20 protein-coding genes are annotated in these 22,021 nt (G+C 66.5%); 13 read left to right on the plus strand and 7 right to left on the minus strand.

Features of this window, described 5'->3' with window-relative positions; all coding sequences use genetic code 11:
* The first annotated feature begins 16 nt into the window (after positions 1-16).
* The 13 genes from ACVN9Z_RS19070 (at position 17) to ACVN9Z_RS19130 (ending at position 17,369) form a co-directional block, all read left to right on the plus strand.
* The gene (locus tag ACVN9Z_RS19070) at positions 17-1,504 is read left to right on the plus strand and encodes a flagellar hook-basal body complex protein (protein ID WP_053499788.1); all 1,488 of its coding nucleotides are present in this window, start codon (positions 17-19) and stop codon (positions 1,502-1,504) included.
* Between the two features lie 38 nt (positions 1,505-1,542).
* Positions 1,543-2,304: a flagellar basal body rod protein FlgF gene (locus ACVN9Z_RS19075; RefSeq protein WP_458212525.1), complete on the plus strand. Its 762-nt coding sequence runs from the start codon at positions 1,543-1,545 to the stop codon at positions 2,302-2,304.
* A 69-nt stretch (positions 2,305-2,373) separates the two neighbouring features.
* The gene (gene flgG / locus ACVN9Z_RS19080) at positions 2,374-3,159 is read left to right on the plus strand and encodes a flagellar basal-body rod protein FlgG (protein WP_020927340.1); all 786 of its coding nucleotides are present in this window, start codon (positions 2,374-2,376) and stop codon (positions 3,157-3,159) included.
* On the plus strand, positions 3,159-3,851 hold the full coding sequence (locus tag ACVN9Z_RS19085; protein WP_006385243.1) for a flagellar basal body L-ring protein FlgH: 693 nt from the start codon (positions 3,159-3,161) through the stop codon (positions 3,849-3,851). Before flgG ends, ACVN9Z_RS19085 begins: the two co-directional genes overlap by 1 nt.
* Before the next feature lie 2 nt (positions 3,852-3,853).
* Positions 3,854-4,990, plus strand: a complete 1,137-nt coding sequence (locus ACVN9Z_RS19090) for a flagellar basal body P-ring protein FlgI (protein WP_006385242.1) — start codon at positions 3,854-3,856, stop codon at positions 4,988-4,990.
* A 5-nt stretch (positions 4,991-4,995) separates the two neighbouring features.
* The gene (gene flgJ, locus ACVN9Z_RS19095) at positions 4,996-5,979 is read left to right on the plus strand and encodes a flagellar assembly peptidoglycan hydrolase FlgJ (protein WP_054473800.1); all 984 of its coding nucleotides are present in this window, start codon (positions 4,996-4,998) and stop codon (positions 5,977-5,979) included.
* Between the two features lie 73 nt (positions 5,980-6,052).
* The gene (gene flgK, locus ACVN9Z_RS19100) at positions 6,053-7,729 is read left to right on the plus strand and encodes a flagellar hook-associated protein FlgK (RefSeq protein ID WP_020927343.1); all 1,677 of its coding nucleotides are present in this window, start codon (positions 6,053-6,055) and stop codon (positions 7,727-7,729) included.
* 48 nt (positions 7,730-7,777) lie between these two features.
* Positions 7,778-9,037 carry a flagellar hook-associated protein FlgL gene (gene flgL, locus ACVN9Z_RS19105; RefSeq protein WP_429928186.1) on the plus strand — a complete coding sequence of 420 codons (1,260 nt, stop codon included), beginning with the start codon at positions 7,778-7,780 and terminating at the stop codon, positions 9,035-9,037.
* A 140-nt stretch (positions 9,038-9,177) separates the two neighbouring features.
* On the plus strand, positions 9,178-11,094 hold the full coding sequence (locus ACVN9Z_RS19110; RefSeq protein ID WP_458212526.1) for a methyl-accepting chemotaxis protein: 1,917 nt from the start codon (positions 9,178-9,180) through the stop codon (positions 11,092-11,094).
* 114 nt (positions 11,095-11,208) lie between these two features.
* Positions 11,209-13,080, plus strand: coding sequence for a methyl-accepting chemotaxis protein (locus tag ACVN9Z_RS19115; protein WP_458212527.1), 1,872 nt, complete (start codon positions 11,209-11,211; stop codon positions 13,078-13,080).
* A gap of 29 nt (positions 13,081-13,109) precedes the next feature.
* Complete coding sequence (locus ACVN9Z_RS19120) at positions 13,110-13,583, plus strand: hypothetical protein (RefSeq protein ID WP_006385237.1); 474 nt, start codon at positions 13,110-13,112, stop codon at positions 13,581-13,583.
* A gap of 136 nt (positions 13,584-13,719) precedes the next feature.
* The gene (locus ACVN9Z_RS19125; RefSeq protein ID WP_006385236.1) at positions 13,720-15,450 is read left to right on the plus strand and encodes a methyl-accepting chemotaxis protein; all 1,731 of its coding nucleotides are present in this window, start codon (positions 13,720-13,722) and stop codon (positions 15,448-15,450) included.
* Between the two features lie 323 nt (positions 15,451-15,773).
* Positions 15,774-17,369 (plus strand): methyl-accepting chemotaxis protein, encoded by a 1,596-nt coding sequence (locus tag ACVN9Z_RS19130; protein ID WP_006385235.1) that lies wholly within the window; start codon positions 15,774-15,776, stop codon positions 17,367-17,369.
* Between the two features lie 103 nt (positions 17,370-17,472).
* On the opposite strand, the gene fliR is transcribed toward ACVN9Z_RS19130, so the two are convergent.
* From fliR to ACVN9Z_RS19165, 7 genes are read right to left on the minus strand one after another with little or no spacing between them, the layout of a single operon-like run.
* Positions 17,473-18,261, minus strand: a complete 789-nt coding sequence (gene fliR, locus ACVN9Z_RS19135) for a flagellar biosynthetic protein FliR (RefSeq protein ID WP_006385234.1) — start codon at positions 18,259-18,261, stop codon at positions 17,473-17,475.
* A gap of 34 nt (positions 18,262-18,295) precedes the next feature.
* Positions 18,296-18,565 (minus strand): flagellar biosynthesis protein FliQ, encoded by a 270-nt coding sequence (gene fliQ, locus ACVN9Z_RS19140; protein ID WP_006385233.1) that lies wholly within the window; start codon positions 18,563-18,565, stop codon positions 18,296-18,298.
* Positions 18,566-18,574: 9 nt separating this feature from the next.
* Positions 18,575-19,357, minus strand: coding sequence for a flagellar type III secretion system pore protein FliP (gene fliP / locus ACVN9Z_RS19145; protein ID WP_020927351.1), 783 nt, complete (start codon positions 19,355-19,357; stop codon positions 18,575-18,577).
* Positions 19,358-19,379: 22 nt separating this feature from the next.
* Positions 19,380-19,703, minus strand: coding sequence for a flagellar biosynthetic protein FliO (gene fliO, locus ACVN9Z_RS19150; RefSeq protein ID WP_006384758.1), 324 nt, complete (start codon positions 19,701-19,703; stop codon positions 19,380-19,382).
* A gap of 13 nt (positions 19,704-19,716) precedes the next feature.
* Complete coding sequence (gene fliN, locus ACVN9Z_RS19155) at positions 19,717-20,274, minus strand: flagellar motor switch protein FliN (RefSeq protein WP_038503373.1); 558 nt, start codon at positions 20,272-20,274, stop codon at positions 19,717-19,719.
* The gene (fliM, locus tag ACVN9Z_RS19160) at positions 20,267-21,274 is read right to left on the minus strand and encodes a flagellar motor switch protein FliM (RefSeq protein WP_006385231.1); all 1,008 of its coding nucleotides are present in this window, start codon (positions 21,272-21,274) and stop codon (positions 20,267-20,269) included. The genes fliN and fliM overlap by 8 nt, the downstream gene beginning before the upstream one ends.
* A 2-nt stretch (positions 21,275-21,276) precedes the next feature.
* Positions 21,277-21,888, minus strand: coding sequence for a flagellar basal body-associated FliL family protein (locus ACVN9Z_RS19165; RefSeq protein WP_026385346.1), 612 nt, complete (start codon positions 21,886-21,888; stop codon positions 21,277-21,279).
* Between the last annotated feature and the right edge of the window lie 133 nt (positions 21,889-22,021).

Consider the following 22,021-nt stretch of genomic DNA (forward strand, 5'->3'; position numbering starts at 1 on the left):
ATCAGCGAGAGAAAACATGGGCTTCGGACAAGGATTGAGCGGCTTGAACGCCGCGGCGCAGAACCTGGACGTCATCGGCAACAACATCGCCAACTCGGGCACCGTCGGCTTCAAGTCGTCGACCGCCTCGTTCGCCGACGTCTACGCCAGTTCGCGCGTCGGCCTGGGCACCAAGGTGGCGGCCATCACCCAGCGTTTCACGGTGGGCACGGTCAACGGCGGTGGCGGCGAATATGACATCGCCATCGACGGCGCCAAGGGCATGTTCCGCGTCACGGACGAGAGTGGCGCGATCATGTACACGCGCAACGGCGAATTCCTGGTCGACAAGAACAACTTCATCGTCAACGCGCAGGGCTATCGCCTGACCGGCTACCCGGCGGGCGCGATCGGCGCCAACCCGGTCGAACTGCAGTTGCCGACCGCCAACGTCGCGCCCAAGGCCACCACCACGGCCACCACGGTCGCCAACCTGGACGCCAACGCCAAGGTCATCTACCAGGTCGACACGGTGACCGCGCCGGCCGTGAACGGCTCGGTGACGATGACTGGCGCCACGCCGCCGTCGCCCGCTACGCAATACAACTTCACGCGCGACGCAACCGGCAACATCGTCTGGGTGAACCAGCCGCCGGCCGGCACCTATGGCGCCGCGCCCAACCTGATCACGATCGACGCCGCCGGCGCCGTCACGACCGGCAACCTGGCCCAGGTGCCCGGCTACAAGGACTACACCGCCGCCGTGACCGAAGTCGGCAAGCCGTTCGACCCCAAGGTCACCACCAGCTACACCAACGCCTCGCCCATGACGGTCTACGACTCGCTGGGCAACTCGCACCAGGTGATGCAGTATTTCGTCAAGCGCGCCGCCGACGCCGCGGGCAACAGCGTCTACGACGTCTATTACTCGATTGACGGCCAGGCCATGGCGCCGACCACCGAGACGGGCGGCGTGTGGGGCAACCCGACCCAGTTCACCTTCAACAAGGCGGGCGTGATGACCAGCGCCACCACGGTCAACCTGTCGTTCGCGGCCCCGGGCGGCGGCACCACGCCGGCCGATCCGCTGGCTGTCTCCGTGAATTATGCCGGCACCACCCAGTACGGCAGCGCCTACGCGCTCAAGGCCGTGCCGGACGGCTACACCTCGGGTGAATTCCGCGGCATCAACATCGGCGCCGACGGCAGCCTGGTGGCGCAGTACACCAACGGCGAGACCTCGATCGTCGGCACCATCGTGCTGGCCGACTTCGCCAACCTGCAGGGCCTGCAGCCGGTGGGCAACAACGCCTGGAAGGAAACCGCCACGTCGGGCCAGCCGATCCTCGGCCAGCCGGGCAGCAACGGCCTGTCCAAGGTGGTGGGCCAGGCGACCGAGTCGTCCAACGTCGACATGAGCAAGGAGCTGGTCAACATGATCATCGCCCAGCGCACCTACCAGGCCAACTCGCAGACCATCAAGACCCAGGACGAGATCATGCAAGTCCTGATGAACCTGAAGTAATGCCTGACGGGCACGCGACGACACCGACGGAATAGGCAATGGATCGAATCATCTACACCGCCATGAATGGCGCAGCGCGGATCACGGAGCACCAGGCCGCGCTCTCCAACAACATGGCCAACGTGAACACGCCGGGCTTTCGCGAGCAGATCGCGCTGTACCGGTCGGTTCCGGTGAATGACGGCGTGAGCCTGCCGACGCGTGTCTCGACGGTGGCGTCGACGCCCCGCAACAACTTCCAAATGGGCAATATGCAGACCACCGGCCGCGACCTGGACGTGGCCCTGGCCAGCTCCAACGGCTGGATCGCGGTGCAGACCCCGCAGGGCGAGGCCTATACCCGCGCCGGCAGCCTGCAGGTGGGCGTGAACGGCCTGCTGCAGACCTCGCTGGGCCAGCCGGTGATGTCCGACCAGAACGGCATCATCGACGTGCCCGACCAGGCCGCGCTGACGATCACCTCGGACGGCACCATCACCGCCATCGGCGCCGGCGACGCGCCCAACAACATCCTCAACCTGGGCCGCATCAAGCTGGCCAACCCGCCCGAGGCGCAACTGGTGCATGGCGACGACGGCGTCTTCCGCCTGGCGCCGGTCAACGGCCAGCCGGCCCCGCCGGTGCCTGCCGACCCCAGTCTGCGGGTGCTGTCGGGCGTGTTGGAAGGCAGCAATACCAACCCCATGGCGGCGATGGTGGGCATGATCGAAAACGCCCGTCGCTTCGAACAGCAGATGCAGGTGGTGCAGCAGGCGGACCGCAACGCCGAGCGCGCCAACGGCATCCTCTCGGTTTCCTGATCCGGTCAGCCGATCCGAACCAAATAATTTTCGCGCGCGGCCGGGCCGCCGCACCAGGAGTACTTCATCATGATGCGTTCGCTGTGGATTGCCAAGACGGGCCTGGAAGGTCAACAGACCTCGATGGACGTGATTTCCAACAACTTGGCCAACGTCTCGACCAACGGCTTCAAGCGTGGCCGCGCCGTGTTCCAGGACCTGATGTACCAGACCCTGCGCCAGCCCGGCGCCCAGGTCGGCGACGCGACGCAGCTGCCGTCGGGCCTGCAGCTCGGCACTGGCGCCCGCGTGGCCGCCACCGAGCGCATCCACACCACCGGCGGTCTGAACAACACCGGCGGCGAGCTGGACGTGGCGATCAATGGCCGCGGCTTCCTGCAGGTCGAGCTGCCCGATGGCACCCAGGCCTACACGCGCGACGGCGCGCTGCAGCGCGACCAGAACGGCCAGCTGACCACCGTCAGCGGCTACGTGATCCAGCCGCCCATGAACGTGCCCGACAACGCCCTGTCGATCTCCATCGGCAAGGACGGCATCGTCTCGGTGACGCAGCCGGGCGCGGCCGGCGTCAACGTGCAGATCGGCCAGTTGCAGATCGCCACGTTCATCAACCCCACGGGCCTGCAGAGCGTGGGCGAGAACCTGTACCTGGAAACCGACGCCTCGGGTCCGGCCAACCTGTTGCAGCCCGGCGTGGACGGCGCCGGCACGTTCATGCAGAACTACGTCGAAACTTCCAACGTGAACGTCGCCGAGGAACTGGTCAACATGATCACGACCCAGCGCGCCTACGAAATGAACAGCAAGGCCGTCAAGACCTCGGACGAAATGCTGGCCCGCCTGACCCAACTGTGATGCCCATGTCGTCTGTCCTGCGTCTGGTTTCGAGTGCTGCCCTGGCTTTGCTGGTGGCCGGTTGCGCCATGATCCCGCCCGAACCCATCGTGACCGGGCCGACGACGGCGGCACCGCCGCCGCCACCGATGCCGGCGGCGCAGCCCACCGGTTCGATCTACCAGCCCACGACTTACGGCAATTACCCGTTGTTCGAGGACCGTCGTCCGCGCAATGTTGGCGATATCGTCACCATCGTGCTGAACGAAAAGACCAACGCCTCCAAGAACGTCGCCACCAACACCAACCGCAGCGGCAGCGCCAGCCTGGGCATCACGGCCGCGCCGTCCTTCATGGACAGCTGGGCCAATGCCAACCTGAACACCGACGCCAAGGGCGGCAACGTGGCGCAGGGCAAGGGCGACAGCACCGCCAACAATGCCTTCACCGGCACCATCACCACCACCGTGGTGGGCGTGATGTCCAACGGCAACCTGCAGGTGGCCGGTGAAAAGCAGATCGCCATCAACCGCGGCAGCGAATACGTACGCTTCTCGGGCGTGGTCGATCCGCGCTCGATCACCGGGACGAACACCGTGTCGTCCACCCAGGTGGCCGACGCCCGCATCGAATACCGCAGCAAGGGCGTCATGGACGAGGTCCAGACCATGGGCTGGCTGCAACGCTTCTTCCTGATCGCTTCGCCGTTCTGAACATGAAACAACCCACTCCGATTTCCGCCTTGCTGTCCCTGCTGGCGCGCGTCTGTGTCGCGGCGGGGCTGTTGGCCGGCGCTTCGGCGGCGCATGCCGAACGGCTCAAGGACCTGGCTTCCATCCAGGGCGTGCGCGGCAACCAGTTGATCGGTTATGGCCTGGTGGTGGGCCTGGACGGCAGCGGCGACCAGGTGCGCCAGACCCCGTTTACGCAGCAGAGCCTGACCAACATGCTGTCGCAGCTGGGCATCACCGTGCCCGCCGGCAGCAACATGCAGCTCAAGAACGTGGCGGCCGTCATGGTGACGACGACCCTGCCGGCCTTCGCCCGGCCCGGCCAGACGCTGGACGTGGTGGTGTCGTCTATGGGCAACGCCAAGAGCCTGCGCGGCGGCACGCTGCTGATGACGCCGCTCAAGGGCGCCGACAGCCAGGTCTACGCGATCGCCCAGGGCAACATCCTGGTGGGCGGCGCCGGCGCCTCGGCTGGCGGTTCCAGCGTGCAGATCAACCAGCTCAACGGCGGCCGCATCAGCGGCGGCGCGATCGTCGAGCGCGGCGTGCCGACCACCTTCGCGCGCGACGGCTACATCTACCTGGAGATGAACAACACCGACTTCGGCACCGCCCAGAACGTGGTCAACGCATTGAACCGCAAGTTCGGGCAGGGCACCGCCACCGCGCTGGATGGCCGGGTGGTGCAGGTGCGCACGCCGATGGAGCAGGCGTCGCAGGCGCGCTTCCTGTCGCAGGTCGAGGACCTTCAGGTGACGCGCGCGCCCACCGTGGCCAAGGTCATCATCAATGCCCGCACCGGCTCGGTGGTCATGAACCGCACGGTCATGATCGAAGAGGCCGCCGTGGCGCACGGCAACCTGTCGGTCATCATCAATCGCCAGAACCAGGTGTCGCAGCCGGACACGCCGTTCACCGAAGGGCAGACGGTGGTGGTGCCGAATACCCAGATCGAAGTGCGCCAGGACAACGGCTCGCTGCAGCGCGTCACCACCAGCGCCAACCTGGCCGACGTGGTCAAGGGCCTGAACGCCCTGGGCGCCACGCCGCAAGACCTGCTGGCGATCCTGCAGGCCATGAAGACCGCCGGCGCCTTGCGCGCCGAGCTCGAGATCATCTGACCGCCATGGCGTACACCAACAACAGCGCGCGCCTGGGCAGCCGCCAGGATTCCGTGTTCGACATGGGGCGCCTGTCGGACCTGAAGCGCGATGTGACCAAGGACCCGGCCAATCCCGGGACCGAGCAGCAGAAGCAGGTCGCCAAGCAGTTCGAGGCGCTGTTCCTGCAGATGATGCTCAAACGCATGCGCGAGGCGACCCCGAAAGAGGGGCTGTTCGACTCGCAGCAGACGCAGATGCTGCAATCCATGGCCGATGAGCAGCTGGCGCTGCACCTGGCCACGCCCGGCATCGGTCTGTCGCAATCGATCCTGGCACAGATGCAGCAGGGCAAGCCGGGCGATCTGCCGGCCGAGGCGGTGCAGCGCCTGGGGCAGGGCACCGACCTGGACTTCCAGACCGGCGGCTCGCGGCAGGTGTCGGCGCTGATGGACGTGATGCGCAACAACCGCGCCAGCGACCGCGCCCTGGCCGCGGCCGAAGGCGCGCCCGAGCACGTCATCAATTTCGTCTCGAAAATGTCGCGCGCGGCCACGCTGGCCTCGCAGCAAAGCGGCGTTCCGGCCCGCCTCATCATGGGCCAGGCGGCCCTGGAGTCCGGCTGGGGCCAGCGCGAAATCAAGCACGAGGATGGCCGCACCAGCTACAACCTGTTCGGCATCAAGGCCGGCCCCAGCTGGAAGGGCAAGGTCGTCAACGTGCTGACCACCGAATACGAAGACGGCGTCGCGAAAAAAGTGACGCAACCTTTCCGAGCCTATTCGTCCTACGAGGAATCGTTCGCCGACTACGCCCGCCTGATCGGCAACAGCCCGCGCTACGAAGCCGTGACGCAGGCGCGCAACGAGATCGAGGCGGCCCGCCGCATCCAGAGCGCCGGCTATGCCACCGATCCGCAGTATGCGCAGAAATTGATCGGTGTCATGAGCCAGCTGCGTGGCGCCGCCGCCAAGGTGGATATTTCGCGCCAGATGTTGGAAGGACTCTAAATTTGGACGGCCGGTTGCCGTTAACCGGGTATCCAGACATATCAGTTGCGGTTACATACGGGGCATTGTCAGCATGAATCTGTATAAATTGGCGTTGGGCGGGCTGAACGCGTCCCAGGCAGGCCTGGCGACCACCGGCCACAATATCAACAATGCCACCACGGTCGGCTACAACCGCCAGCGCGTCATGATCTCGACCGCCGGCGCCCAGGCCACCACCAACGGCTACATCGGCCGCGGCGTCCAGGTCGACACCGTCGTGCGCAGCTACGACAGCTTCCTGTACAAGCAACTGGTGGGCGCGCAGGGCAGCGGCGCCCAGCTGCAGGCGCAGCTCGACCAGGTGTCGCAGGTCAACAACCTGTTCGCCGACCGCACCGTGGGCATCGCCCCGGGGCTGACCAATTTCTTCACCAGCATGAATACCGTGGCCAGCAAGCCGGCGGATCCGGCCGCGCGCCAGGACTTGCTGGGCAAGGCCAACAGCCTGACCACCCAGATCCGTTCGGCCTACCAGGAAATGCAGAACCAGCGCCTGGGCCTGAACACGCAGATCACCACCACGGTCGAACAGGTCAACAGCTACCTGACCCGCATCAACGACCTGAACAGCCAGATTTCCACCGCCCGCGCCAAGGCCGGCGGCAATCCGCCCAACGACCTGCTGGACCAGCGCGACCAGGCCGTGTCGGAACTGAACCAGCTTATCGGCGTCACCACTTACGAGCAGGGCGACAAGCTCAGCATCTCGCTGGCTTCGGGCGGGCAGGCGCTGCTGTCGGGCGACACCGTCTATCCCTTGCAGGCCGTGTCGTCCGCCAAGGACGTCAGCCGCACCGTCATCGCCTATACGTTGCCGGCCGGTTCCGGCGGCAAGACCGTGGCGGTCGAGCTGAACGACGCCGAAGTCACCGGCGGCAAGCTGGGCGGCCTTCTGCAGTTTCGCGCCACCTCGCTGGACTTCATGCAGGCGCAACTGGGCCAGATGGCCGTGGGCCTGGCGCTGTCGTTCAACGAGCAGCACCGCCAGGGCCTGGACACCGCCGGCAATCCCGGCACCGATTTCTTCAGCATCGGCAAGCCGCAAGGCGTGCCGAACGCCGGCAACAAGAGCGGCGCGCAGATCAGCGGCGAGTTCACCAACGTGAACAACATCAACGCCAAAGACTACGAAATCAGTTTCGACGGCACCAACTACATGGTGACGCGCCTGCCGGAAGGCACCCAGGTCTACAACGGCCCGGCCACCGGCACGCCGCCCACCGCCACCCTGGACCTGAACGCCGAGATGGGCGTCACGCTGACGATCGACTCGCCGCCGCAGGCCGGCGACAAGTGGGCGCTGTCGCCCACCCGCGATGCCGCGCGCGACATCAAGGTGATCATCACCGATCCGGAGAAAGTGGCCGCGGCCGACACCGAGGGCGGTGACGCCAACGGCAAGAACGCGCTCAAGCTGGCGCAATTGCAGAACACCAAGGTGCTGGGCCACGGCACCATGAGCATCACCGAGATGTTCGGGCAGGTGGTCAACACCGTCGGCGTGCAGACCGCGCAGATTCAATCGGCCAATACCGCGCAGAAGAATCTCATCGCCCAGAAGACCGCCGCGCAGCAGGCCGTTTCCGGCGTGAACCTGAACGAAGAATACGTGAGCCTGTCGCTCTACCAGGAGCAATACCAGGCCAGCGCCCGCATCATCGACGTCGCCAGCACGCTGTTCGATACGCTGCTGGGCCTGCGCGGCTGATCGGATCGTTGAAATCGTGACCTATCAAGAAAAAATCGGAGCTTCCCCATGCGCCTGAGCACCTCCATGATGTATTCGAACGGCCTGAAGGGCGTCCTCGCTCAGGAATCCGACATGAACCGCCTGGTCGAGCAGGTGGGCAGCGGCAAGAAATTCCTGACGCCGGCCGACGATCCGCTGTCCGCCTCGCTGGCGATCAACGTGGCGCAGACGCAGAGCATGAACTCGACGTACGCGCTCAACCGCAACACGGCGAAGACCAACCTTGGCCAGGAAAACAACGTCCTGGATTCCATCACGACGGCGTTGGCCGACGTGCGTACCCGCGTGGTGCAGGCCGGCAACGGCACCTTCGCCGACAGCGACCGCCAGGCGCTGTCCACCGCCCTGAAGAACGCCCGTGACGCACTGCTGGGCCTGGCCAACAGCACGGATGGCAACGGCCAATACCTGTTCTCGGGTTACCAGGGCGGCGTGGTCCCCTATTCGCAGGACACCACTGGCAAGATCGTCTACAGCGGCGCCACGGGCGAACGCACCGTGCAGGTCGACCAGTCGCGCCAGATGTCCACCAGCGACATCGGCAGCGACATCTTCAACCGCGCCAACCCGGGGTCGCAGGCCTATGTCAGCACCGCCGCGCAGGCCAACACCGGCACCGCCCAGTTCAGCACCGTGTCGGTGACGCCGGGCAGCCCCAACATCGGCAAGGACTTCCGCCTGCAGTTCGAATCGGATCCGGCCACCGGCAACATGGGCTACCGCGTCATCACGACCGATCCCAACGCCAACCCGCCGGTGCCGCCCGTCACCACGCCGGCGCCGCCGGCCGCGCCGACGGTGTACACGCCGGATGCCGCCATCGATTTCGGCGGCGTGTCGGTGGTGATCAAGGGCACGCCCCAGAACGGCGACGTGATCGACGTGCAGAGCGTGCAGTCGGCCGACGTGGACATGTTCAATACGCTGGACAGCCTCATCAAGACGCTGGATTCGCCGATTGCCGGCGACCCGGTCGCCCTGGCCAAGCTGAACAACGAACTGGCCACGGCCAACAAGAAGCTGTCCACCAACTACGACAACGTGCAGACGGTCGCGGCGTCGGTGGGCGCCCGCATGAACGAACTGGACGCGCTGGATGCCACCGGCACGCAGAAGGGCCTGTCCTATTCGAAGTCCTTGTCGGATCTCGAGGACCTGGACTACTACTCCGGCGCCAGCCAGCTGGCGCTGCGCCAGGTGGCCTTGCAGGCCGCGTCGGCCGCGTTCATGACCATTCAAGGATCCAGTCTGTTCAGCCGCAAATAACGCGGTGAGTCCATAGGCCGTGCCCATGGGCGCGGCATGTTGCGCGCCCTTACGGACGCTTCCGGTGGATACCGGAGCGTCCGTGTGTGCGTACAGGATAGGAATTTTGTCGTTTCACCTCGCATAACGTCGGGTATTTCATGCTTGTCAATTTGAAAGTTCGCACCTGCATCATTCTGGTGTTGTTGCTCTTCACGGGTGCCATGTTCCTGTCCAATGGCGTGGCCTGGATGGGCTTGAATTCCAGCAATACCAAGCTGGACCAGATCAACAGCGCCTATACGGACCGGGCGGTGCCGCTCAACCGCGCCTACACCGTGTTCCTGCGCGCGCGCCTGTTGTTGTCCACGTCGTTGATGGACATGCAACAGGGCAAGACCGAACAGGCGGCCGCGCAGGCCAAGCGTTCCGAAGGCCTGATGCAGGACGCCTTCAAGATGATGGATGCCTTCCGCAAGGCGCCGCCGCTGGCGGGCACGGAAGCGCTGGGCCAGGCGCTGGAAGCCGCGCTCAAGGAGTACGACACCGTCCTCAAGGGGCAGGCGGCCGCGTTGTCCAATATGGCGATCCAGGACTATCTGAACCTGAACGACTCCGCCAGCAACGTCAATACCAAGTTCCGCGAAGCCGTCGACAACTACCTCAGCTTCATCGACAAGCGCACCGACGAGTTCGCGGCGCAGGCAGCGGTCGACCACGGCGTATCGCGCAGCGTCACCATCGCCTTGCTGGTGATTGCATTGGTGCTGGCGATCGGCTGTTGGATATTCATCAACCGCACGGTGCTCAAGCCCCTGCACGAGGCGGGTGATCATTTCGAGAAGATCTCGGGCGGCGACTTCACCGGCCGTATCGAGGTGCGCAGCACCAATGAAATCGGCCAATTGTTCGCCGCCATCAAACGCATGCAGGAGAGCCTGACCCGCACCGTGGCGATCGTGCGCCGCGGCGTGGACGAGATCAACGTCGGTTCGCGCGAGATCTCGGCCGGCAACACCGACCTGTCCAGCCGTACCGAGCAGCAGGCGGCTTCGCTGGAGGAAACCGCGGCTTCGATGGAAGAGCTGGCCTCGACGGTCAAGCAGAACGCCGACAACGCGCGCCAGGCGAACCAGCTGGCGGCCAGCGCGTCGGATGTTGCCGAGCGCGGCGGTTCGGCGGTGGCCGAGGTGGTCAACACGATGCAGGGCATCTCGGCCAGCTCGCGCAAGATCTCGGAAATCGTGTCGGTGATCGACGGCATCGCGTTCCAGACCAACATCCTGGCGCTGAACGCGGCGGTGGAAGCGGCCCGCGCGGGCGAGCAGGGCAAGGGCTTCGCGGTGGTGGCGGGCGAAGTGCGCTCGCTGGCGCAGCGCAGCGCGCAGGCGGCCAAGGAGATCAAGGGCCTGATCGAGGACTCGGTGAGCAAGGTGGGCGCCGGTTCGCAGCAGGTCGAGCGCGCGGGCGCGACGATGCAGGAGATCGTGGCGTCGGTCAAGCGCGTGACGGACATCATGGGCGAGATCTCGGCGGCGTCCGAGGAGCAATCGAGCGGCATCGACCAGGTGAACCGCGCGGTGTCGCAGATGGACGAAGTGACGCAGCAGAACGCGGCGCTGGTGGAAGAGGCGGCGGCCGCGGCCGGTTCGCTGCAGGAGCAGGCGCAGCGCCTGGCCGAAGCGGTGGCCGTGTTCAAGATCAACGCGGGCGACGTGATCGAGGTGCCGGCGCGCCAGCTGGCGCAGCAACACAGTGCGCCGCGGGTTGCCGCAGCGCAGACCGAAGCACCGGCTCCGGCGGCCAGGACCGCCAAGCCTGCCGTTCAGGCGGCTGCCAAGCCGGAATCCGCGGCAGAGCCGGATCATTCCCCGGTGACGCCGCCCGCGGCGCCGGCGCCGCGGCTGGCCCAGCCGGCCCGTGCCCGGCCGACGGCCAACAGCGGCGCGACGGCGGCCAGGCCCCTGCGCCGGCCGGTCGTCAAGACCACCGATGCCACCGATGTCAAACCCGTCAAACCGGCAGCGGCGGCTGCCCGCCGCGCGCCGCCGGCCGACGATGATTGGGAGTCTTTCTGACGGAGTGATCCGCCAGCGTATTGCAATGCATTGAATAGGCAGTAGAAAACACATCCCTTTTACGGCGGGGCGACGACAGCGTGTCGCCCCGACGGTTACCGGAAATATCGGAAAATGTTAAGCAATCTGAAGGTGCGCACGGGCTTGATGCTTGCCCAATTGGCAGTTGCCGTGGCCGCGCTGGTTGCCATTACCCTGGGTTGGAGCAGCATGCGATCCAACGCCGAAGCGATCAACGCTTTGGATAGCCTGAGTGTCCAGCAGAGCAATCTGGTCAAGGACTCTTACGTGCAGATGCTGCGCGCCACCATCCGTGCCGACATCGCCGCCGCCCAGCGGGCGGCCGGTGACAAGGCGGGGGCCGCCGAGAACACGCGCATCGTGCAGCAACTGCTGACGGATGGCAAAGCCAAGCTCGAACGTTTCAAGGCCATTCCGAAAACCACCGATATCGGCCGCGAGGCCGAAGGGCAGCTGCTGGCGTCGTTCAATGGCTTTGCCGAAGGCCTGCAGGCCATGCTGGGCGCCCTGGACCGCGGCGACAATGCCGAATACCTCAAGCTGAAGAACACCAAGACCGCCGCGGCCAGCGGCGCGTTCTCCAAGCAGCTGACCGAATTCGCCAACACGATCACCGCCTACAGCGAAGAGCAGGTGGCGTCGTCGCGCGCCAATGGCGCGGTCATGACCTATGTGTATCTGGCGCTGGTGCTGGTGATCCTGGCGGTCTCGCTGGGCGCGTTCCTGTTCATGAACCGCGTGGTGCTGCGTCCGTTGCGTATGGTCGGCGAGAGCTTCGACCGGATCGCCGGCGGTGACCTGACCACGCGCGTCGATGTCCAGTCGACCAACGAGATCGGCGTGCTGATGGCTGCCGTCAAGCGCATGCAGGAAAGCCTGGCGCGCACCGTGGCGACCGTGCGCCGCGGCGTGGACGAGATCAACGTCGGTTCGCGCGAGATCTCGGCCGGCAACACCGACCTGTCCAGCCGCACCGAAGAGCAGGCGGCCTCGCTGGAGGAAACCGCGGCCTCGATGGAAGAGCTGGCCTCGACGGTCAAGCAGAACGCCGACAACGCGCGCCAGGCGAACCAGCTGGCGGCCAGCGCGTCGGACGTTGCCGAGCGCGGCGGTTCGGCGGTGGCCGAAGTGGTCAACACGATGCAGGGCATCTCGGCCAGCTCGCGCAAGATCTCGGAAATCGTGTCGGTGATCGACGGCATCGCGTTCCAGACCAACATCCTGGCGCTGAACGCGGCGGTGGAAGCGGCCCGCGCCGGCGAGCAGGGCAAGGGCTTCGCGGTGGTGGCGGGCGAAGTGCGCTCGCTGGCGCAGCGCAGCGCGCAGGCGGCCAAGGAGATCAAGGGTCTGATCGAGGACTCGGTGAGCAAGGTGGGCGCCGGTTCGCAGCAGGTCGAGCGCGCGGGCGCGACGATGCAGGAGATCGTGGCGTCGGTCAAGCGGGTGACGGACATCATGGGCGAGATCTCGGCGGCGTCCGAGGAGCAATCGAGCGGCATCGACCAGGTGAACCGCGCGGTGTCGCAGATGGACGAAGTGACGCAGCAGAACGCGGCGCTGGTGGAAGAGGCGGCGGCCGCGGCCGGTTCGCTGCAGGAACAGGCGCAGCGCCTGGCCGAGGCGGTGGCCGTGTTCAAGATCAACGCGGGCGACGTGATCGAGGTGCCGGCGCGCCAGCTGGCGCAGCACCGCAGTGCGCCGCGGGTTGCCGCGCCGCAAGCTGAAACGGTTGCGCCGACGCCGGCGCCGGCCCCGACAGCCGCCGCACCCGCGGCACGCCAGACCGCGCCCGCGGCGCGCCTGACGCATAGCGCGCCGCGCGCCAAGACGGCGACGGCGGAAGCGGCCAGCGCGGCGCGTCCGCCGCGCCGCCCGGCCCCCCGCGCGGCGGCCAACGACGCCAAGCCGGCGCCGGCGGCCACCCGCCGCCAGGCGCCGGCCGACGATGACTGGGAATCTTTTTGACGCCGGTCGAAACCGGTAAATGGGCAAGTATGCGAGGCTATCTACAACATCTTCTGGCAGCAGCGGCGATCACGGCGCTGATCACGGGCTGCGCGGCGACGGGCCACAATTTCGACCCGGGCAAGCTGTCGACGCTGACCCCCGGGCAGACGACGCTGGAAGAGGCCTCGCGGGCGCTTACCGCGCCTCCTGACAAGTTCTACAAACAGACCGACGGCACCTTCCTCGCCCTCTGGTCCTTCAAGATCACGTTTGTCGCCGACGGCTTGTACAGCCGCAAGGAAGCGCTGCTGCAGTTCGGCCCGGACGGCCGCCTGATGCGCCTCGTCGACAGCACCAATATTCTGCTGGAACCCTGGGAACGCCAGAAACTGCTCGGCCCCGCGCCCGCGCCTGACGTCAGTCAGGAATGGGCGCAGCAGCCGGCGCCGGCCCCCCAGGTGGAAACCATCGTCATTCCGGTGCCGGCTGCGCCGCCCGAACCGACGCGCCAGGGGCGATAGGCCCCGTTCCGCGGAGAGCGTGCCGGCCCCCGGGCCGGCGCGTACGTCGCCCTGAAGCGTGCCCGCTCCGCAAGGATGGCGCGCCAGGGTGGTTTTTCATTTGGTCAGAGCTGTACCTGAGGGATGGGGAAAGAATATGGAAGCGAGTCTGGAATCCGGAGCGAAGTCCGGCAAGGTCGGTAAGAAAAAGGCCGCGCGCGCGCCCAAGGTGAAACGCAAGATGAGGCTGCGCGATGCCCGCGTCGGCACGATGCTGCTGTGGGTGATGGCGTTCTTCGCCGTGTTGATCGCGGCTGTGGGCGGACTGGCTGCCTTCTTCCTGCAGCACAACTATGAATCGATCCGCCAGGTCAATGAGCTGACCGAACGCGCCAAGCAGGTTGAAGTCATCAACAGCGACATGCTGCGCGCCCGCGTCAGCCTGATGGTCGCCGCCCGCCACCTGCAGGAATCCGGCTGGGGCAGTGGCGAGAACTCGGCGCGCGACGCCGCCGCCGCGCTCAAGGGCGCCACCGATCTGTTGACGGGCGTGCGCAGCCGTTTCGCGGAATTCCAGAAGAACATGCTGCAGGACGACACCGGCCGCCAGCTGTCGATGAACCTGGTCCGCCGCTACCGCTCGTATATCGATGACGGCGTCGACACCATGGTCGAGGCGCTGCGCAGCGAGGACTATTCCACTTTCTACATGGTGAACAACGAGTACGGTACGCCCCGCAGCGCGGCCTTCATCGAGGCCATCGCCGAGTTCAGCAAGTACATCGACGCCCAGCAGCAGGCCACGATCGACCAGGCCGAGGCCAATTTCAACCGTGCCATGGTTGCCGTGGCGGTTGCGGTGGCGCTGGCACTGGCGCTGATGGTGTTCTGCCGGGTGCTATTTGGCCGCCTGGTGGTGCGCCCGCTGGTCGAGGCTGGCCAGCATTTCGACAAGATCGCCGCGGGCGACCTGACCAGCCGCGTCGAGGTGCGTTCGCACAACGAAATCGGCCAGCTGTTCGCGGCCCTCAAGCGCATGCAGGAAAGCCTGACCCGCACCGTGTCCACGGTGCGCCGCGGCGTCGATGAAATCACGGTCGGTTCGCGTGAGATCTCGGCCGGCAACACCGACCTGTCCAGCCGCACCGAAGAGCAGGCGGCCTCGCTGGAGGAAACCGCGGCCTCGATGGAAGAGCTGGCCTCGACGGTCAAGCAGAACGCCGACAACGCGCGCCAGGCCAACCAGCTGGCGGCCAGCGCGTCGGACGTTGCCGAGCGCGGCGGTTCGGCGGTGGCCGAGGTGGTGAACACGATGCAGGGCATTTCGGCCAGCTCGCGCAAGATCTCGGAAATCGTGTCGGTGATCGACGGCATCGCGTTCCAGACCAACATTCTGGCGCTGAACGCGGCGGTGGAAGCGGCCCGTGCCGGCGAGCAGGGCAAGGGCTTCGCGGTGGTGGCGGGCGAGGTGCGCTCGCTGGCGCAGCGCAGCGCGCAGGCGGCCAAGGAGATCAAGGGCCTGATCGAGGACTCGGTGAGCAAGGTGGGCGCCGGTTCGCAACAGGTCGAGCGCGCGGGCGCGACGATGCAGGAGATCGTGGCGTCGGTCAAGCGTGTGACGGACATCATGGGCGAGATCTCGGCGGCGTCCGAGGAGCAATCGAGCGGCATCGACCAGGTGAACCGCGCGGTGTCGCAGATGGACGAAGTGACGCAGCAGAACGCGGCGCTGGTGGAAGAGGCGGCGGCCGCGGCCGGTTCGCTGCAGGAACAGGCGCAGCGCCTGGCCGAAGCCGTGGCCGTGTTCAAGATCAACGCCGGTGAGGTCATCGAAGTGCCGGCCCAGCAATTGGGCGGCTATCAGGCTCCGACCCTGACGCAAGACTGATCCAGACGGGGCCGGCGCCCCGTCGGACAAGGCGCGCGGCCGCAACGGCCGTCACCCCAGCCGACCCGACGCCCGTTCGCGGACGCCGGGTCGAATGCTGTCCGCCGGTCGGACCTTATACCTCGATGGCTTAAGTTTTCGAAAATATTGCCGTTCATAGTCATAACGCCCAAAATACGGGCGGCGAAAAATTTCGGCAGGACCGCACGGCATCGGCATGCGCACGTCGCGAGGCCGGACGGGTGGATAGCGGCCGGGCGCCAGGCCCGACGCCCGCCGTGGCTGACCGTTCGCCGCCCCATACGATGTAACGGAGACCCGCTGTGCGTGTGAACCTTCCTGTCAATGATGTGGAAACCAAGCTGCGCGAAGATCAATACCTGATCTCACGCACCGATACCAAGGGTCGCATCCTCTACGCGAATCCGGCCTTTATCGAAGTCAGCGGCTTTTCGCGCGAGGAACTGATCGGCAAGGCTCACAACGTCGTCCGCCATCCGGACATGCCGCCGGAAGCCTATGCGGACCTGTGGCGTACCCTGCAGGCGGGTGAATCCTGGCTGGGCCTGGTCAAGAATCGCCGCAAGGACGGCGGCTACTACTGGGTGCTGGCCAACGCCACGCCGATCGTCGAGAACGGCGAGGTGGTGGCGTATTCGTCGGTGCGGGTGCGGCCCAGCGACGCCCAGATCGAAATGGCCGAGGAACTCTACGCGCGCATACGCGAAGGCCGCGCCCGTGGCGTGCGCATCCTGCGCGGCCGCCCGGTGCGGGCGGGCTGGCGCCGCGGGTTGGACTTGCTGGCCTTCCCGTTCCGGCGCAATGTGCGCGGCCGCATGTTCCGCCACGCGCTGCTGTCCTCGGGTATCGTGGTGGCGGCGGGCGTCTATGGCCTGCGGGCCAATTGGGATACGCTGGACGCGACCGGCGCCGGGGTGGCTTGTGGACTGCTGGCGCTGGGCGTGGCCGGGATCTTCGCGCTGGGCTGGCGCCTGAGCCGGTCGCTGCTGGATCCCATGGTCGAGGCCGCGAACATGGCGCGCCAGGTTGCCGCGGGCAACCTCACCACCCAGATCGTGGCCGAGTCCGACGACGAGATCGGCAGCCTGAATTTCTCGCTGGAAGTCATGCGCAAGAGCCTGGTGGGCATCGCCCAGGACGTGTACCGCGGCATCGAAGGCACCACGCAGGCGGCGGTGCATATCGCCCGCGGCAACCAGGAACTGGCGGGCCGCACCGAAGGCCAGGCCGCCTCGCTGCAACAGACGGCGGCGAGCATGGAACAGCTGACCTCCACCGTGCGGCAGAACGCGGACAATGCGCGGCAGGCCAACCAACTGGCCGCCAGCAGCATGGACGTGGCGCGGCGCGGCGGCGTGGCGGTGGGGCAGGTGGTCAACACCATGCACGGCATTTCGGACAGCTCGCGCAAGATCGTCGACATCGTCAGCATCATCGAGGGCATCGCCTTCCAGACCAACATCCTGGCGCTGAACGCGGCGGTGGAAGCGGCGCGCGCCGGCGAATCCGGCAAGGGCTTCGCGGTGGTGGCAGGGGAAGTCCGCAGCCTCGCGCAAAAGAGCGCGCAAGCCGCCAAGGAGATCAAGGGCCTGATCGAGGACTCCGTCGAGCGCGTCAGCGAAGGCTCGGCGCAGGCCGAGCAGGCGGGCGCGACGATGCAGGAGATCGTCGATGCGGTGCATCGCGTCACCGACATCATCGGCGAGATCTCGCAGGCCTCGCAGGAGCAGTCCAGCGGCATCGAGCAGGTCGACAGCGCCGTGTCGCAAATGGACGTGATGACGGTGCAGAACACGGCGCTGGTGCAGGAGCTGGGCGGGGCGGTGCTGCAACTGGGCAACCAGTCGGGCGCGTTGCGCGAGACCATCCGGGTGTTCCGCCTGACCGGACAGCAGTGACGTCTGCGCCATCGAAAAAAACGGCCCGCGCGGGCCGTTTTTTTTATGCGCCCGCCAAGGCGGCCGGGAATCCGTGTCGAACTTGCCGGCGTGTCGCCGGAAGCTAGCGTCCGGCCAGCGCGTCGGTCACCCGGCTCATGGCCGACAGTCCGGATTCGAACAACGATTCCAGGAAGGGGCCGGAGTTCGGCAGCACCACGGTCAGCAGCACCACGCCGACGATCAGGCTGACGGGGAAACCCACCGAGAACACCGACAGCTGCGGCGCGGCGCGGTTCAGGATGCCCATGGCCAGGTTGATGGTCAGCAGCGCGCAGATCAGAGGCAGCGCCAGCAGCAGGCCGGATACGAACACGGTCTTGCCCCATTCCACCACCACGCCCCAGCCGTTCTGGTGCAGCTGGATCGCGGCCACCGGCAGCGTGTCGAACGACCGTACCAGGGCCGCCAGCACCAGCAGGTGGCCGTCCAGCGCCAGGAAAGTGAGCATGGCGACGATGTTGAACAGGCGCGACAGCACGGCGGTGTTGGCGCCCGTGCTGGGGTCGAAGAACGAGGCGAACGACAGGCCCATCTGCAGGCCGACGAATTCGCCGGCGGTCTGCACCGCCGCGAACACCAGCCGCATCGTGAAGCCCATGGCGATGCCGATCAGCACCTGCTGCATCACCATCCACAGGCCCGCGAACGAGCCGGGCGCGATCGGCGGCGCCGGGTCGAGCGCAGGGCTGACGGCCACGGCCAGCACGAAGGCCAGGCCGATCTTGACCTTGACGGGAACGGTGGATTCGGAGAAGAGGGGAGCGGTGCCCACCAGCGCCAGGATGCGCACGAACGGCCAGAGGAACTGGCCGATCCAGCCATTGAGCTGTTCGATGGTGAAGGAAAACATGCGGGCGCGTCCCGGAGTGCGGCGGCGCGCGCCGCTACGACACCAGGCCGGGAATCTGCCCGATCAACTGGCGGATGTAGTCGACCATGATGCCGATCAGCCACGGACCCAGCAGCACCAGCACGCCGCACATGGCCAGCAGCTTCGGGATGAACGACAGGGTCATTTCGTTGATTTGGGTGGCCGCCTGGAAGATGCTGATCACCAGGCCCACGATCAGGGTGATGACCAGCAACGGACCCGCCATCGCCAGCGCGATCTTCATCGCCTGGTAGGTCATGGTCATGACGGTTTCGGCGGTCATGGCGATTCCCTATTGGTAGAAGCTCTGGGCCAGCGAGCCCATCAGCAGGTTCCAGCCGTCGGCCAGCACGAACAGCATCAGCTTGAACGGCAGCGCCACGGTGACGGGCGGCACCATCATCATGCCCAGCGCCATCAGCACGCTGGCCACCACCAGGTCGATGATCAGGAACGGAATGAAGATGGTGAAGCCGATCTGGAAGGCGGTCTTGAGTTCGCTGGTGATGAAGGCCGGCACCAGGATGCGCAGCGGCACCTGCGACGGATCCTCCAGCGCAGGCTGCTTGGCCAGGTTGGCGAACAGCGCCAGGTCGTTCTCGCGGGTCTGGTGCAGCATGAAGGTGCGCAGCGGACCGGCGGCGCGCTCGACCGCGGCCTCGAACTGGATCGAGCCCTCGGACAGCGGCTTGTAGGCGTCGGTGTAGATCTTGTCGAACACCGGCGACATCGTATAGAAGGTCAGGAACAGCGCCAGGCCGATCAGCACGTGGTTGGGCGGCGACATGGCCGTGCCCATGGCGCTGCGCAGCAGGCCGAGCACGATGATGATGCGGGTGAAGCCGGTCATCATCAGCAGCGCCGCGGGCAGGAAGGACAGCGACGTCATCAGCAGCAGCGTCTGCATGCTGAGCGAATAGGTTTCGGAACCGCCCGGGCCCGGCGTCGCGGTCAGGGCCGGCAGGGTCGCCTGCGCCACCACGCCGGCGGGGAACAGGGCCAGGCCCAGCAGGGCGGCGGCGCCCAGCAGGGGCAGCGCGCCGCGGCGGGCGCGAGGGGAGTTGGGCAAGCTCATGGTGTGGAAACGCGCGCGCCGGCTAGCGGCGCTTGAGCGCCTGGCCCAGTTTGGCCGCGAAGGCGGCGGTGGGCAAGGGCGCGGCCTGCGGCAGTTCGCCGGCGGGCAGGGTATGCAGGGTGTTGAGCTGGCCGGGGCTGACGCCCACGACCACCCAGGTGTTCTCGATCTCGACGACGACGATGCTCTGCCGCGCGCCGATCGGCAGGCTGGCGACCTGCTTGAGCAGGTTGCCGCCGCCGCGCTGCGTCAGGCCGGCGCGGCGCGCCAGCCAGGCCGCGGCCAGGATGGCCGCCAGCACCAGCACCAGGCCGATGATGACGCGCAGCAGGGCGGAATCGTTCATCACGGGCGTGGCTTCAACGGCGGTTGTTGAGGCGGTTGATGCGTTCGGACGGGGTGATGATGTCGGTCAGGCGGATGCCGTACTTGTCTTCCACCACCACCACTTCGCCCTGGGCGATCAGGTAGCCGTTGACGAAGATGTCCATCGGTTCGCCGGCCAGGCCGTCCAGCTCCACCACCGAGCCCTGGCCCAGTTGCAGCAGGTTCTTGATGGTCAGGCGGGTGCGGCCCAGTTCCACCGTCAGCTGGACGGGCACGTCCATGATCAGGTCGATGTCGGTGCCATTGCCGGCGGCCGATCCGGCCAGCGGCTTGAACACCGATTGCGCGGCTGATTGGGCGGCAGGCGCGGCGGGGGCCGGTGCGGCCGGAGCAGCAGCAGCGGGCGCCGGCGCGGCGGCCGCGGGCGGCGTGGCCGCGGTCTGCTCGGCCATGGCGGCGGCCCAGTCGTCCTGGGCGGGCTTCAGGCCGTCCGCCTGGGTGGGCGGATTGGCGCGGGATTGTTCGGCGAGCGCGTCGGCCCAGTCGTCGGCCGGGGACGAGCCGGAGCCGGGCTCGTTCTTGTCAGTCATGGTCGGGGGCCTCGTTTGATTCGGTATCGTGGGTAAACATGTTTTGCACGCGCAGGGCGTACTGGCCGTTGAAGACGCCGTAGCCGCATTCCATCAGCGGCACGCCGTCGACGTGGGCGATGACGGTCTGCGGCACATCCACGGGCAGGATGTCGCCGACCTTCATGCGCATCAGTTCGCGGATGCTGGACGGAATGCGGGCGAATTCGGCGACCACGTCGATGTCGGCGCTGCGCACCTGGCGCGAGAGCTGCTGCGACCAGCGCTGGTCGACTTCCTCGAGCGTGGTTTCCTGCAGCGGCCGCGTGAGCAGGTCGCGCACCGGCTCGATCATGGAGTAGGGCAGGCAGATGTTGAGGTCGCCGCCGGTCGCGCCGAATTCGATGTGGAAGGAGGTGACCACCACCACTTCATTGTTGCCGGTGATGCTGGCGAACTTGGTGTGCATCTCCGAGCGCACGTAATCGAATTCGATCGGATAGACGGGATCCCAGGACTTGCCGTAGCTTTCCAGGGTCAGGTTGAGCAGGCGCCGGATGATGCGCTGCTCGGTGGTGGTGAAGTCGCGGCCTTCGACGCGCGTGTGGTAGCGGCCATCGCCGCCGAACAGGCTGTCGATGACCAGGAACACCAGGTTCGGGTCGTAGGTGAACAGGGCGGTGCCGCGCAGCGGCTTCATCTGCACCATGTTCAGGTTGCTGGGAACCGGCAGGTTGCGTTCGAAGTCCGCGTACTTCTGGATCTTGATGGAACCGACGGTGATGTCGGCGCTGCGGCGCATGAAGTTCAACAGCACGCTGCGCATCTGCCGCGCGAAACGTTCGTTGATGAGCTCCAGCGTCTGCATGCGCCGGCGCACCACGCGGTCCGGCGAGCTCAGGTCATAGGCGCGGGCGCCGTCGTTGGGGCCTGCGGATTCCTTTTTGCTGTCGCTCTCGCCCGTGACGCCGGCCAGCAGCGCGTCGACTTCGTCCTGCGAAAGAAACGCCTCGTAGGCCATGCTTATTGCACCACGAACGCCGTATACAGTACGTCGGTGACATACTGGCCGTCCGGCAGGGGCGCGAACGGGCGATTGACGGCTTGCTTGATGGCGTTGGCCATGTCGGTCTTGCCCTGTTGCGTCTGCACGCCGGTGGGCGATTGCGAAGACAGCACCATCAGGATGCGGCTGCGCACTTCGGGCATGTACTTTTCCAGGCGGATGCGGGTCTGTTCGTCGCTCACGCGCAGGGTCAGGCCGACGTGCATGATGCGTTCGGTGTCGGCGTTCTGCAACGTGACCGTGAAGGCCTCGATCGGCACGAAGATCGGCGCCGGCACGGCGGCCGGCGTCGTGGGCGGGGCGACGAACGTGGTCGGCGTGGCCTGCGGGCCGGCGGCGCCGGGCTGGCCCGGCTGGTTGCCCGTCTGGCCCACGCCCAGTTGCACCGGCGCGCCACCGCCTTGCGGCTGCATGCGCTGCGCGATGAACCAGGTCGCGCCGGCGCTGGCGGCGGCCACCAGCAGCAGCACCAGGATCATGAGCAGCGGACGAAGAATGCGGCCTATGCCGCCGGAGCGTGTCGGAAGCGGGCCGCGCGGCGGCATGGTTGTGGGTTTGGAAGTCGCCATCTCGGTGTCGATGCGTGTTTTGCCGCTGATGAAAACGGATTCTTAGTGGATGAAAGCATTCTGCCCGAAATCGCGCCCCCGATTGGAGGCGAAAAACAGGGCGAAAGCCGTGTATCTCAAGCTATTGCTGCAC

The sequence above is a fragment of the Achromobacter sp. KK8 genome (assembly GCF_054188005.1).

What these genes read in the sequence shown, in the direction of transcription:
- flgL (WP_429928186.1), top strand. Translation starts at nt 7,778, where the DNA reads ATGCGCCTGAGCACCTCCATGATGTATTCGAACGGCCTGAAGGGCGTC.
- ACVN9Z_RS19110 (WP_458212526.1), top strand. Translation starts at nt 9,178, where the DNA reads ATGCTTGTCAATTTGAAAGTTCGCACCTGCATCATTCTGGTGTTGTTG.
- ACVN9Z_RS19085 (WP_006385243.1), top strand. Translation starts at nt 3,159, where the DNA reads ATGCCCATGTCGTCTGTCCTGCGTCTGGTTTCGAGTGCTGCCCTGGCT.
- ACVN9Z_RS19070 (WP_053499788.1), top strand. Translation starts at nt 17, where the DNA reads ATGGGCTTCGGACAAGGATTGAGCGGCTTGAACGCCGCGGCGCAGAAC.
- fliR (WP_006385234.1), bottom strand. Translation starts at nt 18,261, where the DNA reads ATGTTTTCCTTCACCATCGAACAGCTCAATGGCTGGATCGGCCAGTTC.
- fliM (WP_006385231.1), bottom strand. Translation starts at nt 21,274, where the DNA reads ATGGCCTACGAGGCGTTTCTTTCGCAGGACGAAGTCGACGCGCTGCTG.
- ACVN9Z_RS19165 (WP_026385346.1), bottom strand. Translation starts at nt 21,888, where the DNA reads ATGGCGACTTCCAAACCCACAACCATGCCGCCGCGCGGCCCGCTTCCG.
- ACVN9Z_RS19075 (WP_458212525.1), top strand. Translation starts at nt 1,543, where the DNA reads ATGGATCGAATCATCTACACCGCCATGAATGGCGCAGCGCGGATCACG.
- fliQ (WP_006385233.1), bottom strand. Translation starts at nt 18,565, where the DNA reads ATGACCGCCGAAACCGTCATGACCATGACCTACCAGGCGATGAAGATC.
- fliN (WP_038503373.1), bottom strand. Translation starts at nt 20,274, where the DNA reads ATGACTGACAAGAACGAGCCCGGCTCCGGCTCGTCCCCGGCCGACGAC.
- ACVN9Z_RS19120 (WP_006385237.1), top strand. Translation starts at nt 13,110, where the DNA reads ATGCGAGGCTATCTACAACATCTTCTGGCAGCAGCGGCGATCACGGCG.
- ACVN9Z_RS19125 (WP_006385236.1), top strand. Translation starts at nt 13,720, where the DNA reads ATGGAAGCGAGTCTGGAATCCGGAGCGAAGTCCGGCAAGGTCGGTAAG.
- fliP (WP_020927351.1), bottom strand. Translation starts at nt 19,357, where the DNA reads ATGAGCTTGCCCAACTCCCCTCGCGCCCGCCGCGGCGCGCTGCCCCTG.
- flgK (WP_020927343.1), top strand. Translation starts at nt 6,053, where the DNA reads ATGAATCTGTATAAATTGGCGTTGGGCGGGCTGAACGCGTCCCAGGCA.
- ACVN9Z_RS19090 (WP_006385242.1), top strand. Translation starts at nt 3,854, where the DNA reads ATGAAACAACCCACTCCGATTTCCGCCTTGCTGTCCCTGCTGGCGCGC.
- fliO (WP_006384758.1), bottom strand. Translation starts at nt 19,703, where the DNA reads ATGAACGATTCCGCCCTGCTGCGCGTCATCATCGGCCTGGTGCTGGTG.
- flgG (WP_020927340.1), top strand. Translation starts at nt 2,374, where the DNA reads ATGATGCGTTCGCTGTGGATTGCCAAGACGGGCCTGGAAGGTCAACAG.
- ACVN9Z_RS19115 (WP_458212527.1), top strand. Translation starts at nt 11,209, where the DNA reads ATGTTAAGCAATCTGAAGGTGCGCACGGGCTTGATGCTTGCCCAATTG.
- flgJ (WP_054473800.1), top strand. Translation starts at nt 4,996, where the DNA reads ATGGCGTACACCAACAACAGCGCGCGCCTGGGCAGCCGCCAGGATTCC.